We start from the raw sequence: 12,854 nt of genomic DNA, 5'->3' as shown, positions 1-12,854 counted from the left end.
TTGAAGGTATGATCCTTCAAAACTAAACAAGACCAAAACGCACGCTGCTCCATATATCCTTAGAAAGGAGGTGATCCAGCCGCACCTTCCGATACGGCTACCTTGTTACGACTTCACCCCAATCATCTGCCCCACCTTCGGCGGCTGGCTCCATAAAGGTTACCTCACCGACTTCGGGTGTTGCAAACTCTCGTGGTGTGACGGGCGGTGTGTACAAGGCCCGGGAACGTATTCACCGCGGCATGCTGATCCGCGATTACTAGCGATTCCAGCTTCACGCAGTCGAGTTGCAGACTGCGATCCGAACTGAGAACAGATTTATGGGATTCGCTAAACCTTGCGGTCTCGCAGCCCTTTGTTCTGTCCATTGTAGCACGTGTGTAGCCCAGGTCATAAGGGGCATGATGATTTGACGTCATCCCCACCTTCCTCCGGTTTGTCACCGGCAGTCACCTTAGAGTGCCCAACTAAATGCTGGCAACTAAGATCAAGGGTTGCGCTCGTTGCGGGACTTAACCCAACATCTCACGACACGAGCTGACGACAACCATGCACCACCTGTCACTCTGTCCCCGAAGGGAAAGCCCTATCTCTAGGGTTGTCAGAGGATGTCAAGACCTGGTAAGGTTCTTCGCGTTGCTTCGAATTAAACCACATGCTCCACCGCTTGTGCGGGCCCCCGTCAATTCCTTTGAGTTTCAGTCTTGCGACCGTACTCCCCAGGCGGAGTGCTTAATGCGTTAGCTGCAGCACTAAGGGGCGGAAACCCCCTAACACTTAGCACTCATCGTTTACGGCGTGGACTACCAGGGTATCTAATCCTGTTCGCTCCCCACGCTTTCGCTCCTCAGCGTCAGTTACAGACCAGAGAGTCGCCTTCGCCACTGGTGTTCCTCCACATCTCTACGCATTTCACCGCTACACGTGGAATTCCACTCTCCTCTTCTGCACTCAAGTTTCCCAGTTTCCAATGACCCTCCCCGGTTGAGCCGGGGGCTTTCACATCAGACTTAAGAAACCGCCTGCGAGCCCTTTACGCCCAATAATTCCGGACAACGCTTGCCACCTACGTATTACCGCGGCTGCTGGCACGTAGTTAGCCGTGGCTTTCTGGTTAGGTACCGTCAAGGTGCGAGCAGTTACTCTCGCACTTGTTCTTCCCTAACAACAGAGCTTTACGATCCGAAAACCTTCATCACTCACGCGGCGTTGCTCCGTCAGACTTTCGTCCATTGCGGAAGATTCCCTACTGCTGCCTCCCGTAGGAGTCTGGGCCGTGTCTCAGTCCCAGTGTGGCCGATCACCCTCTCAGGTCGGCTACGCATCGTTGCCTTGGTGAGCCATTACCCCACCAACTAGCTAATGCGCCGCGGGTCCATCTGTAAGTGACAGCCGAAACCGTCTTTCATCCTTGAACCATGCGGTTCAAGGAACTATCCGGTATTAGCTCCGGTTTCCCGGAGTTATCCCAGTCTTACAGGCAGGTTACCCACGTGTTACTCACCCGTCCGCCGCTAACATCCGGGAGCAAGCTCCCTTCTGTCCGCTCGACTTGCATGTATTAGGCACGCCGCCAGCGTTCGTCCTGAGCCAGGATCAAACTCTCCGAGGTATGCAGGATGCATATCACACATGCGTTGCTACACGATGTAGCGAACTTAGTATGTGATCCTTCCTGCCTCGTCAGCTTGACTGACTACCTATGATGTATCATAGGATTTTTTATAAAAACTCGAATTAACAGGTACGTTTTGTCTTGTTTAGTTTTCAAAGATCATTTTTTTCAAAATGGAGCGGGTGATGAGAATCGAACTCACGACATCAGCTTGGAAGGCTGAGGTTTTACCACTAAACTACACCCGCGTGGTTTGTATTGGCGCGCCCGAGAGGAGTCGAACCCCTAACCTTTTGATCCGTAGTCAAACGCTCTATCCAATTGAGCTACGGGCGCTTAATCAGGCGACTTAATTATCTTAACATATCATTTTTATTAAGTCAACATCTTTTTGAGATTTGTTTGTCACATGCGTTTGAACGTCTGTGTTTCAAATGCGTCATCAGCGACGAATAAAAATATACCACGGATCATATAAATGGGTCAATACATTTTTGTGAAAAAGTTTAATGTTTTTTAAGAAGTGATTTTTTCTTATATAAATAGAGATGCGATAGCCCTATTTTTCTTCTCTTCTTTCATAATATCAATCATTCTTAAATAAAATCTTTCTAAATCCAAAGGAGGACAAAACATGACCACCTAGAATTTTTATTTATTGGAAAATTCTTAATATTTTCCAAGCATTTAAAGGAGGTAGGAGATGATGAAAAAATTCGTCGCTTTTCAAATCATGATCGCTTTGGTGATAGGAGCTCTTATCGGCCATTTCTTCCCTGACTTCGGAATGGCACTGCGGCCAATTGGTGATGGCTTCATTAGATTGATTAAAATGATCGTTGTTCCTATCGTTTTCTCTACTATTGTGATCGGTGCGGCTGGCAGCGGCGGCATGAAGAAAATGGGTAGCCTCGGATTAAAGACGATCATTTGGTTTGAGGTCATCACAACCATCGTTCTTGGGATCGGTCTATTATTGGCTAATGTCCTAAAGCCCGGCGTTGGACTTGATTTCTCTAAATTAGCTAAGAAAGATATTGGGGAATTAGATGGCTATACTCAGAAAGTCGTTGACTTTAAGCAAATGGTATTAAATATCATTCCAACCAATATCGTCGATGTCATGGCTCAGAATGATTTACTTGCTGTCATTTTCTTCGCTATTTTATTTGGTGTAGCCGCAAGCGGCATCGGTAAAGCATCCGCTCCTGTTCTAACCTTCTTTGAATCAGTGGCACAAATTATGTTTAAGCTAACGCAAATGGTGATGGTGACAGCACCTATTGGGGTTCTTGCATTAATGGCTGCTTCTGTTGGCCAATATGGCATCGTTTTATTAATCCCAATGATGAAGCTTGTCGGGACTGTATTCTTAGGATTATTCATTATTCTATTTGTCTTGTTCCCTCTTGTCGCACTGATCTTCCGTTTTAACTACTTCGAAGTATTAAAAATGATTTGGGATTTGTTCTTAGTTGCCTTTTCCACTACAAGTACAGAAACTGTCCTTCCTCAACTTATGTCACGGATGGAGAAATACGGCTGTCCAAAAAGAATCGTTTCCTTCGTGATCCCTTCTGGTCTTTCTCTGAATTGTGATGGGTCAAGTTTATATTTATCCGTTTCCTGTGTGTTTCTCGCACAAGCGTTTGGCGTCGACATGAGTCTATCACAGCAGCTTCTCATGATGCTTGTCCTTGTATTAACAAGTAAAGGCATTGCAGCTGTGCCATCCGGTTCACTCGTCGTTCTTTTGGCAACGGCCCACGCAGTAGGTCTTCCAGCGGAAGGCGTCGCCATTATCGCCGGTGTTGACAGAATTATGGATATGGCACGAACTGGCGTGAATGTACCAGGGCATGCAGTTGCATGTATTGTCGTATCTAAATGGGAAAAAGTATTCCGTGAGTCTGCATGGGAAGTTCCAAAAGCAGGTGAGGAAACTAAAGGGATGTAATGTCTTCTATCACGCTGAAAAGAAGACAAAGGGCTAAAATGATCTTCATTTTAGTCCTTTGTCAACAATCTGAAGGAAAGGGTCCGCCCTTTCCTTTTCTTATGGTAAAAATGTTTGCTTCAGAACTGCCTTGCCTTCGTCTTGAATCTGCACTTCTGCGTACGCTCCATTGATGATGGTCATTTGTGGCGGAACATGTCCACAATCCATATCATAAACAATCGGGATTTGTAATTCCTTGTGTAATTCTTCATATAGATCCGTATATTCATATCCTTCCACAGGCACATCCACTGCGCTCCGGCCGAACATGATCCCAGAGCAGTCATCAAACCACCCTGCTAATTTTAATTGCACAAGAGATCTCTTCATGCTCGCAGCATTTAATGCGCAGTTTTCGAAATACCATAGAATCGGTTCACCTTTAAGGAATGTTTCTTGAAAAGCCTTCACATCTCCAAAAGGTGTTCCTGCTAAATGACGTATGACATCAATGCAACCACCCAGCAGTCTTCCCTTCACCGTCGTCTCGTGTGGATTAACCGTACGCCATACGGTTGGCTCTGTTAAATGAAAGACATGTTTACTCGGGTGATCATACTGCCATTCCTTTTGATACATAGATGAAGAAAACTGGGTAATGTTCATCTCCCCTGTAGTGGCGAGCACTTTTTCCCACATGGCAGTCGTCTGATCAAGCTCTTCACCTTGGAGATCCACAAAGTTCGGACCATGCGCTGTGGCAATGCCAGTTTTTAATGTGAATGCCAAAAGGAGTACACTCGTATCCGAGTAACCAAGAATCCACTTTTTTTGCATCGATGAGAAATCAAGATGCTCTAGCACTTCAATGAGTAGCTGCCCGCCCCACGGCGGAATGATGTGGTCAATTTCATCACATGTCATCATGTTCTGGAGCTCGTTTGCTCGTTCTGTGGAAGGGGCTGACTTTGCCTTTTCCTGCTGCCATACCGTCTCTCCACATATGACATCATAGCCTCTTTTTTTCATCCGCTTGCATGACAGATGGAACATTTCATGCAAAGATGACTGTACACCTGAGGAAGGGGCTGTGACGCCAATCGTCTGTCCTTTTTGCAAATGCGGATACTGTATCATCTTGTCCACCTCCCTCCACTATTCATCTCTCATCCTATTCATTATAAAGAATATGCCCCTTTTCCAAGGGACATCTCATTTTATTCCTTTTGCCGCAGCACAGTATAGACACCTGCAAAGATACATAGAATCCCAATGAAAGAGCGCATCCCCATCTCTTCTCCCAAAAGCAGCCAGCCAAGAACTGCACCTACGATAGGCTGAAAGAAGAAAAACAGTCCACCGCTTGAGGCATCCATGAGCTGAAGCCCCCTATTCCACAGAAAGAAAGCAAGGGCTGTCGAGATCATGCCAAGATAGAGAATACCGCCCCAAATTTCAGGCCTTGCCATCTGCCCCACATCTAAATGTGGTAAGCGAAATAGAACAGGCGGTGTTAAGACAATGAATGCAATGATGATCGCATATGTTGTTGTGACCACCTGAGGGTATTTTCCTGGAACCCGTTTCAGTAGAACAGACATGAGCGCCCATGTTAAAGCAGCGATGACCAATGAGAGACCTCCAGCAAATTCATCTGTTTGCACTGCGACTGGTCCAATCATTGTGAGTACACCTACTGTAGCAAGCAGGATGGACGCGCATTTTCTCACAGTGATTGATTCTTTTAATAGAAAGAACGCGAAAAGCACCATAAAGGCAGGCGTTGCAGACGTGATGACCGCCCCCATTTGGGCAGATGTGTACATCGTGCCAATTTCTTGGGTCACGATCGAAAGAACATTTCCAATCAGCCCAATCGCTGCAATGAGCGGGATGTCTTTTTTATCTAATCGAAAAGAATAACCCAATCGCCATATGGTGAACACCAAAACGACTCCTGCTACTGCATATCTCATCCATACGAGTTCAAGTGGCGGAACAACCGCTACTGTTACTTTTACAACAACGTACATGCCGCCCCAAATACTTGCAGCAATTGCTAAGTAAAGAGCACCTATATATTTTTCATTCATCCTTTTCCCTCCGTTACTGGATATATTCATCGCCATATCCACAAACGGAGATCACTCTCCGTTATGGACGGAGGGTATTTGGTACATCATGTTCAAATAAAGGCTTCCATAGCATTGTCGTCACCCCAATTGTTTTTATTTTCTGATACTTTATAACAAATTTTGATTCACTTCAATCCTTATTTATCACCATCTTTCTTCATATAATAGAAGATACATAGGGATTGACACGCTGAATTCGTTTTCATATAGTAAGTAAAACTATAGGTGTTCACGAAAAAAGGAGTAGAGATCGTTGGATATTGAAGCTAGGAAACATATTCCCAGCGCGGGACACGAACCGTTTCTCGAGGGGATAAAAGATTGTGTGCCAACTCTGCTCGGTTATATGAGTATTGGGTTTGCCTTCGGAATTGTTGGAATTAGCGCACAGTTAAGTATATGGGACATTGCGCTCTTATCTATTTTTATTTACGCAGGTGCTTCGCAGTTTATCATCTGTGCACTGCTTGTAACAGGGAGTCCCCTTTCCGCTATTGTTTTCACCACATTTATTGTGAATCTGCGGCATTTATTGCTCAGTCTAACGCTCGCCCCTCACTTTACACGTTACTCTTTGAAGCAAAATATCGGATTTGGTCTTTTACTGACTGACGAATCCTTTGGCGTAGCGATGAACAAATTTGCGCAGCAAGGAAAACTGAACAACCGCTGGATGCATGGACTGAACTTAACAGCTTATTTGTGCTGGATTGGTGCCTGTACACTTGGCGGCATTTTTGGTCATTGGATCTCAAATCCTGAAGCGCTTGGTCTTGATTTTGCCCTATCTGCCATGTTTGCTGCGCTCTTGATCCTTTCTTTGCAAACTGTGCCAAAAAATAAGTTAACCCATCGCTTGTCGCTTGTTTTGTATATGGTTGTTGCGATGTTTATTCTGCTTCATTTTGTTCCTTCGCACGTGGCAGTTCTGTTAGCAACCGTGATTGTCGCAACCATTGGGGTGGTGACAGATAAATGATCAGCAGCTTTATGATATGGCTGATTCTTGGTTGTATGATTGTGACAGTTATTCCAAGGGTCGTTCCATTTTTATTTGTACGGAGTATCCAGCTGCCTGAAGTCGTACTCAAGTGGTTATCGTTTATCCCAATTTGTATATTTACTGCGTTGATTGCAGAGCATCTTTTCATACATACTACAACAGGCGTCACCGTTCATTGGATGTATCTTGCGGTCTTGGTTCCGACTGTGCTGATCGCTATTTGGACAAAAAGCTTATCACTCACTGTTCTGATTGGGGTTATGCTGATGGGTACTGCCAGATGGTTTTTCTAAAAGAAAAAGCTTAACCGCATGCGGTTAAGCTTTGTTTCATTTTACGATTCCGTATACAAACCCATCATAGCCTTTTTCACCAACAGTTTGAATAGCTGTTGCCTCAATTCTTGGCTCTTGTTTGAGTAAATCGAAAAATTCACGCGTTCCCTTCACTCGTTCATCCTGATCAGAGGCATGAAGGACTGCTCCATTTCTGATGACATTGTCTGCAATAATGACTGTTCCCTTTTTTGAGAAGTGTAACGCCCACTTCAGATATTTCGGGTTGTTTGGTTTATCTGCATCAATGAAAATCAAATCGAACGGAAGCGTATCCCTCTCTTTTAACTGCGGTAGCGTATCTAATGCTTTTCCTTGCAAAATGATCACCCGTTCCGATAAGCCCGCTCTGCTGATGTTTTGCTGTGCGATCTCTACATGATGGCTGACAGCCTCTAATGTGATGAGTTCCCCATCCTCTTCAAGAGCTCGCGCCAGCCAAATGGTACTGTATCCACCGAGTGTCCCGATTTCTAAAATACGTTTTGCATTCTTGGTTTTTGCTAATAAATAAAGCATTTTTCCTTGGGCTGGAGACACATCAATTTCTGGCAGCCCCGCTTGTTTATTCTTGGTAAGAGCTTGCTCCAATACGTCATCTTTAGGAATCAATTTGTCTGTGATATACGCGTCAACTTTCCCCCACACTTGCTCCATTTCATCCATCTCCCTTGATCATCCTCTATCTCAAGTCTACATGACAGTAGTGAGAACGTATAATCAATTCTTTTCACATATCTATTCATTTGATTGATGAAAGGAATGTGATCATGGAGACATGAGGCAAACTGCAAATGGTTCGCACACTTTTCGGAAAGCTACTGGTTTCGTTTATTTTTCACGTCACCTTTTTTATCTTGAAGCTTCCCTTTTGCTTGATCCTTTTTCCCTTCTGCTTTCAGGTTTTGATGATCTGTTGCTTCGCCAAGCTTTTCTTTCACTTGACCTTTGACTTGATTTGTTTTTCCTTTCGCTTTATCCACATGTCCTTTTTCTTCACTCATTTGTCCCACCTCCACGTTTGATACTTTTCATTTAGCCTTTTTGAAAGATAAAAAACATCTGAGTGTGCTATGTACCCGTTTCAGGTATGATAGACATAAAGGAATGAAGGGTTGGTGCTCTGTTCAATGATCCTATCTGAAAACATATTCACAGTTCGTGATTTGACCTATCGTATTCGATCTGCAGCGTTAGCAGATGCCAAACAGTTGTCTGCTCTCAGACTGAAAATCGATGGTGAAACAGAATATTTAGACCGTGAACCAGGCGAAGCCTTTCTAGATGAAAAAGGATTTGAAGCTTTCATTCAAGAGGATTCCAAGCAAAGCCGGCATTTATTTTTGGTCGCTGACATCGAAGGAGAGATTGTAGGCTTTTCAAGATGCGAAGGGCATTCACTCAAGCGCTTTGCTCACAAAGTAACGTTTGGCGTCGCCGTACAGAAGGATGCTTGGGGCTATCACATCGGCAAAGAGCTTTTAGCCGCTTCTATTGACTGGGCAGATAAGCAGGGCATTCAAAAGATTTCACTTCACGTGCTGGAAACCAATCAAAAAGCCATTCGGTTATATGAACACCATGGCTTTGAGATTGAAGGGGTATTAAAAAACGATAAACGACTGGCAGACGGACTGTATGATGATACTGTTGTGATGGGCAGGCAGCGGCCGGTCTCCTGACCGCTTACATGACATAGCCCCATATCATCGAAATAGCACTGTATATCAGGAGCAGCCCCATGACAAACTGGAACGGCCGCTGATAAACAGTCAAAAAACGCTTGAATAAAGAGCCGAACAGACTCCAGCTGAACGTGCCTAAAAATCCAATGAGTGCAAGAATCAGCGTCCATAATATGTACTGCACGCTGGACTGTCCATTTGGCAAAACAAATGTTGAAATCACCGTTAACCCATACAAAAGCGCTTTCGGGTTGATAAATTGCAGCAGCATGCCTGGGATAAAATCATTATAGCGGTCAAGTGTTTCGTCATCGCCGCCTTTACTTTTCATGATTTTGACAGCTAAATAGATCATGTACCCAGCTCCGATGAAAGCCATGACCCAGCCTATTTTCGGCATGACTTGATATAGAATGATATTGAAGAAACAACTCAAACACAAAATGACGAAAAACCCGATACCAACACCTAAACAAAATCGAAATGTTTTCTTGACCCCATATTTATTCGTAAAGACCATGGCCATGATGTTGTTTGGCCCGGGGGTGAAGCTGGTGACAAAAGCATAGATCAACATAGAAAGAATCAAGTTGCCGCCTCCCTTTTATACGTTATTTAGACTATATTTACTTCATCACGTATATTACGTTTTATTGTACCTTTTGGTCTTTATAAAGTAAATACAGAAAGGAGCTTTTTTCATGGAAGACGTACAATCGATTATTTCTAAAAATGTGAGGCAGCTTAGAGATCAAAAAAAGTTAAGCCTCGAAAAGATGGCAGAATTAACTGGTGTGAGCAAAACAATGATTGGACAAATCGAAAGAGGAGAATCAACACCTACCATCACAACTTTGTGGAAAATCGCCAATGGATTAAAGGTGTCTTTTAGTGAGCTCATCTACGCACCGCAGCCTGAAATCAAGGTGGTACGTAAAGAGGATGGACAGGTTTTAACTGAGGACGATGGAAGATATCGTGTGTATACGACTTTTCCCTTTGATGATCGGGGGAAATTCGAAGTGTACCAGGTAGAAATTGATCCTGGCGGGTCGTTACGTGCGAATGAACACATTGGAGGAACAGAGGAATTGATCACCGTTTTTGAGGGAGCGCTTGATGTATCTATCGGTGACGAACAATACATATTAAAAGCTGGCGACTCAATTCGCTTTAAAGCTGACCGTGCCCATGAGTATAAGCAATCAGGAGAACAGATGGTACGGATGCAAATGATTCTTTATTATCCCCATTAAAAAAGCTGACAGGCTTGTCCACCTGTCAGCTTTACGTTTTATTTAATGAAACCCTGGATCTCTCACAACAGTTCCAGTAAATGTGACTCTGTATTTTCCTAAGCCTAATTCTTCAATGGAAGATTGATATAAAATACCGACCCAGCCATCCTTTGCATATGTAATACTTGATGGGATGTTTGACGTCGTATATGTTCTCGTTTCTGAAACAGTTCGACTTGCTTGAACCGTTATTTCACTGTTTGCTTTTTCCTTTGCTTCCACCGGAGGAGCAGTTGTGACCCCAGCACCCGTTAAAACAATTGCCCCAACCAAAACAGAAGATATGACCTTTTTCATAAAAAAATCCCTCCCTTTTTTGTTGAACATATTAACTTTACCATAATTTAGAACTTTAGTAAGTTATTTTTTCATTTTTTTGAAAATTATGATATGATTGTCTTATGCTGGATAGAGAGATTTACATACTTCTATGATTTTCTCCTTATCTCATTCTAGTGAAACAATTGACGACGGAGGTGATTTCATGAAAAAATGGCTCATCTGTTTTCAACTTGTTTTCCTCTTCACCTTGACGACTACACCACTTGCTTCTGCTGCCTCATGCCCTACAGTGAAACCATGTGTCATTGATCCTTAAGCATAAGAAAAGGTCGATCAAGCCTATTCACTTGATCGACCTTTTTATTTATTCTTGCTCTGCTTCCCAGCGAGCAACCTCTTCTCTTACTTTAGGAGCCACTTCTTTTCCAAATAACTCAATGGCTTTTAGCACTTGATCATGCGGCATTGAACCAACTGGTACATGAAGCATAAATCGTGTGATCCCAACATTTTTTCGCAGGTGAATCACTTTCTCAGCTACTGCATCTGGATCTCCCACATACAGTGCGCCTTCTAATGTTCTCGCTGCATCGAACGTAGAACGTGTGTAAGGTCCCCAGCCCCGCTCTCTCGCTAATGTATTCATGACATGCTGTGTGGAAGGGAAGAATTGATCTGCTGCCAGTTCTGTTTCTTGTGCAACAAATCCATGCGAATGTGACGCCACAGTTAATTTCTCCGGGTCATGTCCAGCATGTACAGCCGCTTGCTTGTATAGCTGAACGAGCGGTGCGAACTGTCTAGGACTGCCACCAATGATCGCGAGTACAAGCGGTAACCCCAATAATCCAGCACGCACGACGGATTCACGGTTCCCCCCGCTGCCAATCCAGATTGGAAGTGGATCTTGAACAGGTCTTGGATATACCCCAACATCCTGAATGGCTGGACGATGCTTTCCGCTCCACGTCACACGCTCTGACTGCTGTAATTTCAGGAGTAAATCTAGTTTTTCTTCAAATAATTCTTCATAATCATCTAAGTCATAGCCAAAGAGCGGGAATGATTCAATAAATGATCCACGGCCTGCCATGATCTCTGCACGTCCGTTAGATAGTCCATCTAATGTAGCAAAATCCTGAAATACACGAACAGGATCTGCCGATGAAAGGACTGTCACTGCACTCGTCAGGCGAATATTCTTTGTTTGCGTTGCCGCAGCCGCTAATACGACCGCTGGATTCGATGCAGCGAAATCTTCCCGGTGATGCTCACCTACTCCAAATACATCAAGACCTACTTGGTCTGCTAAAATAATTTCTTCTACTACTTCTCGAATACGCTGTGCGTGACTGACTGTTTTTCCTGTTTGAAAGTCAGGTGTTGTTTCTACAAATGTACTAATTCCTAGTTCCATGGATGGAACCCCCTATCTTATAAATATGTCACAAATTCAGAGACAGGCTTTCGGTAGCCTCTCGCTTGTCTGCTTTCTACTTTTTCTTTTCCGAGTGTGATCATTAACACAGGAACCAAATCCGACTCGATGTTCAGAACCTTTTTCATTGCTTCAGGGTCAAAACCAATCATGGGGCAGGTATCCCAGCCTTTGTTTTTGGCGGCGAGCATAAACAGCATGGCAGATAATGAAGCATTGCGGACCGCCTCTTCCTTCTGAAAATCCGCCCCTCTCTGCTCATAAAAGCTCATCGTCTCTCTAACCATTTCTTCATATTGCTGTGCGTTTACAATGCCAAGCATTTTTAAGCCTTCATATATGTTTCCTGCTTGCTCATAAGCGTTCGGGTCTCCCAGCACAATGATAGCTGCTGAAGCGGAATGCACTTTATATTGTCCAAATGCGGCTTCTCTTACTTGTTCTTTGAGACCTTCTGTTTGGACGACGACATATTGTGTATGCTGTAAGTTAAAAGCAGATGGTGCCATCTTGACCTCTTCGAATATGCTGTTAAGCTCTTCTCTCGAAATCGAGATATTCGGCAAAAAATTTGATGCTGATCGTCTTTCACGTACCAATGTATCAAAGCTGAGTGTCATCTTGTTTCTCCTTTTCGCGAAGTTGTTCTGCACCTAAACCAATTTTCTTTAGCAATTCGATGAGCTGCTCTTTTTCTTCTTTTTCAATAAAGGACAGATTTTGTGAAATGACATCTGTATGTTTAGGAAAAATGTCGTCAAACAATTGCTTTCCTTTATTCGTAAGCCGCACATGGAATACACGCTTATCAGATGGCGCACATTGCCTTTTAACCAGTTCTTGTTTTTCTAGCTTGTTCACGACATATGTAATACTTCCACTTGGGATTGATAAGATGTCACTAATTTTTTGGACGGGATGCGGCCCCTTACTATAGAGCAATTCAAGGATCTGAAAATTTTCAAAACCGATATCATAACGTTCAATGTCTTTCTGGATATTTGTAAAAAGGGCTTGATAGGCTTTCAACCACACGCGGAATAGCCTTAAATCTAATTCATGTTCATGCTGCACCATGGCAACTACTCCTTTTTCAAGAAATCCTAAAACTAGGATGAATTTAT

14 protein-coding genes, 2 tRNA genes and 1 rRNA gene are annotated in these 12,854 nt (G+C 43.7%); 5 read left to right on the top strand and 12 right to left on the bottom strand.

All coding sequences use genetic code 11. From position 1 onward, the window contains the following. Positions 1 to 63: 63 nt before the first annotated feature. From ACYH0L_RS02895 to ACYH0L_RS02885, 3 genes are all read right to left on the bottom strand, one after another. A 16S ribosomal RNA gene (locus ACYH0L_RS02895) occupies positions 64 to 1,612 on the bottom strand. A gap of 177 nt (positions 1,613 to 1,789) precedes the next feature. Beyond that, positions 1,790 to 1,863: transfer RNA gene (locus tag ACYH0L_RS02890), tRNA-Gly, on the bottom strand. Between the two features lie 11 nt (positions 1,864 to 1,874). Further along, positions 1,875 to 1,951: transfer RNA gene (locus tag ACYH0L_RS02885), tRNA-Arg, on the bottom strand. 370 nt (positions 1,952 to 2,321) lie between these two features. Here ACYH0L_RS02885 and gltP point away from each other — a divergent pair. After that, positions 2,322 to 3,572 carry a glutamate-aspartate/proton symporter GltP gene (gene gltP, locus ACYH0L_RS02880; protein ID WP_230031353.1) on the top strand — a complete coding sequence of 417 codons (1,251 nt, stop codon included), beginning with the start codon at positions 2,322 to 2,324 and terminating at the stop codon, positions 3,570 to 3,572. Positions 3,573 to 3,671: 99 nt separating this feature from the next. On the opposite strand, the gene ACYH0L_RS02875 is transcribed toward gltP, so the two are convergent. Beyond that, on the bottom strand, positions 3,672 to 4,691 hold the full coding sequence (locus ACYH0L_RS02875) for a S66 family peptidase (protein ID WP_482354334.1): 1,020 nt from the start codon (positions 4,689 to 4,691) through the stop codon (positions 3,672 to 3,674). Between the two features lie 80 nt (positions 4,692 to 4,771). After that, on the bottom strand, positions 4,772 to 5,647 hold the full coding sequence (locus ACYH0L_RS02870) for a DMT family transporter (RefSeq protein ID WP_230031351.1): 876 nt from the start codon (positions 5,645 to 5,647) through the stop codon (positions 4,772 to 4,774). Between the two features lie 295 nt (positions 5,648 to 5,942). Between ACYH0L_RS02870 and ACYH0L_RS02865 the strand changes: the two genes are divergently transcribed. Together ACYH0L_RS02865 and ACYH0L_RS02860 are read left to right on the top strand one after the other, a co-directional pair. Then, positions 5,943 to 6,668, top strand: coding sequence for an AzlC family ABC transporter permease (locus ACYH0L_RS02865; RefSeq protein WP_230031350.1), 726 nt, complete (start codon positions 5,943 to 5,945; stop codon positions 6,666 to 6,668). Continuing rightward, a complete protein-coding gene (locus ACYH0L_RS02860; RefSeq protein ID WP_099728644.1) occupies positions 6,665 to 6,985 on the top strand; it encodes an AzlD domain-containing protein in 321 nt (106 codons plus the stop codon). The genes ACYH0L_RS02865 and ACYH0L_RS02860 overlap by 4 nt, the downstream gene beginning before the upstream one ends. A 36-nt stretch (positions 6,986 to 7,021) precedes the next feature. Here ACYH0L_RS02860 and ACYH0L_RS02855 read toward each other — a convergent pair whose 3' ends face one another. Together ACYH0L_RS02855 and ACYH0L_RS02850 are read right to left on the bottom strand one after the other, a co-directional pair. Continuing rightward, positions 7,022 to 7,684: an O-methyltransferase gene (locus tag ACYH0L_RS02855; RefSeq protein ID WP_249705205.1), complete on the bottom strand. Its 663-nt coding sequence runs from the start codon at positions 7,682 to 7,684 to the stop codon at positions 7,022 to 7,024. Positions 7,685 to 7,845: 161 nt separating this feature from the next. Next, positions 7,846 to 8,031, bottom strand: a complete 186-nt coding sequence (locus tag ACYH0L_RS02850; RefSeq protein ID WP_099728643.1) for a CsbD family protein — start codon at positions 8,029 to 8,031, stop codon at positions 7,846 to 7,848. A 126-nt stretch (positions 8,032 to 8,157) separates the two neighbouring features. Here ACYH0L_RS02850 and ACYH0L_RS02845 point away from each other — a divergent pair, with 126 nt between their 5' ends. After that, a complete protein-coding gene (locus ACYH0L_RS02845) occupies positions 8,158 to 8,709 on the top strand; it encodes a GNAT family N-acetyltransferase (protein WP_099728642.1) in 552 nt (183 codons plus the stop codon). A 4-nt stretch (positions 8,710 to 8,713) separates the two neighbouring features. On the opposite strand, the gene ACYH0L_RS02840 is transcribed toward ACYH0L_RS02845, so the two are convergent. After that, a complete protein-coding gene (locus ACYH0L_RS02840; RefSeq protein WP_099728641.1) occupies positions 8,714 to 9,301 on the bottom strand; it encodes a LysE family transporter in 588 nt (195 codons plus the stop codon). A 112-nt stretch (positions 9,302 to 9,413) separates the two neighbouring features. Here ACYH0L_RS02840 and ACYH0L_RS02835 point away from each other — a divergent pair, with 112 nt between their 5' ends. Beyond that, on the top strand, positions 9,414 to 9,968 hold the full coding sequence (locus ACYH0L_RS02835) for a helix-turn-helix domain-containing protein (protein ID WP_099728640.1): 555 nt from the start codon (positions 9,414 to 9,416) through the stop codon (positions 9,966 to 9,968). Between the two features lie 42 nt (positions 9,969 to 10,010). Here the strand turns inward: ACYH0L_RS02835 and ACYH0L_RS02830 are convergent, their stop codons facing one another. The 4 genes from ACYH0L_RS02830 to ACYH0L_RS02815 all read right to left on the bottom strand — a co-directional run bounded on the left by ACYH0L_RS02830 (position 10,011) and on the right by ACYH0L_RS02815 (position 12,807). Further along, positions 10,011 to 10,307, bottom strand: coding sequence for a hypothetical protein (locus tag ACYH0L_RS02830; protein WP_099728639.1), 297 nt, complete (start codon positions 10,305 to 10,307; stop codon positions 10,011 to 10,013). A gap of 349 nt (positions 10,308 to 10,656) precedes the next feature. Continuing rightward, a complete protein-coding gene (locus ACYH0L_RS02825; protein ID WP_230031348.1) occupies positions 10,657 to 11,709 on the bottom strand; it encodes an LLM class flavin-dependent oxidoreductase in 1,053 nt (350 codons plus the stop codon). A gap of 17 nt (positions 11,710 to 11,726) precedes the next feature. After that, the gene (locus ACYH0L_RS02820) at positions 11,727 to 12,350 is read right to left on the bottom strand and encodes a nitroreductase family protein (RefSeq protein WP_099728637.1); all 624 of its coding nucleotides are present in this window, start codon (positions 12,348 to 12,350) and stop codon (positions 11,727 to 11,729) included. Then, positions 12,334 to 12,807: a MarR family winged helix-turn-helix transcriptional regulator gene (locus tag ACYH0L_RS02815; protein ID WP_099728636.1), complete on the bottom strand. Its 474-nt coding sequence runs from the start codon at positions 12,805 to 12,807 to the stop codon at positions 12,334 to 12,336. Before ACYH0L_RS02815 ends, ACYH0L_RS02820 begins: the two co-directional genes overlap by 17 nt. Positions 12,808 to 12,854: the final 47 nt, after the last annotated feature.

Source organism: Bacillus sp. MC1252, assembly GCF_056838025.1.
Note: the sequence above shows the minus strand (reverse complement) of the source record. Positions and strands in the feature narration are given on the sequence as shown.

Excerpts from the sequence above, each read along its gene's own strand:
- ACYH0L_RS02815 (WP_099728636.1), bottom strand. The coding sequence starts at position 12,807 with ATGGTGCAGCATGAACATGAATTAGATTTAAGGCTATTCCGCGTGTGG.
- ACYH0L_RS02845 (WP_099728642.1), top strand. The coding sequence starts at position 8,158 with ATGATCCTATCTGAAAACATATTCACAGTTCGTGATTTGACCTATCGT.
- ACYH0L_RS02875 (WP_482354334.1), bottom strand. The coding sequence starts at position 4,691 with ATGATACAGTATCCGCATTTGCAAAAAGGACAGACGATTGGCGTCACA.
- ACYH0L_RS02855 (WP_249705205.1), bottom strand. The coding sequence starts at position 7,684 with ATGGAGCAAGTGTGGGGGAAAGTTGACGCGTATATCACAGACAAATTG.
- ACYH0L_RS02835 (WP_099728640.1), top strand. The coding sequence starts at position 9,414 with ATGGAAGACGTACAATCGATTATTTCTAAAAATGTGAGGCAGCTTAGA.
- ACYH0L_RS02825 (WP_230031348.1), bottom strand. The coding sequence starts at position 11,709 with ATGGAACTAGGAATTAGTACATTTGTAGAAACAACACCTGACTTTCAA.
- gltP (WP_230031353.1), top strand. The coding sequence starts at position 2,322 with ATGAAAAAATTCGTCGCTTTTCAAATCATGATCGCTTTGGTGATAGGA.
- ACYH0L_RS02850 (WP_099728643.1), bottom strand. The coding sequence starts at position 8,031 with ATGAGTGAAGAAAAAGGACATGTGGATAAAGCGAAAGGAAAAACAAAT.
- ACYH0L_RS02820 (WP_099728637.1), bottom strand. The coding sequence starts at position 12,350 with ATGACACTCAGCTTTGATACATTGGTACGTGAAAGACGATCAGCATCA.
- ACYH0L_RS02830 (WP_099728639.1), bottom strand. The coding sequence starts at position 10,307 with ATGAAAAAGGTCATATCTTCTGTTTTGGTTGGGGCAATTGTTTTAACG.
- ACYH0L_RS02870 (WP_230031351.1), bottom strand. The coding sequence starts at position 5,647 with ATGAATGAAAAATATATAGGTGCTCTTTACTTAGCAATTGCTGCAAGT.
- ACYH0L_RS02860 (WP_099728644.1), top strand. The coding sequence starts at position 6,665 with ATGATCAGCAGCTTTATGATATGGCTGATTCTTGGTTGTATGATTGTG.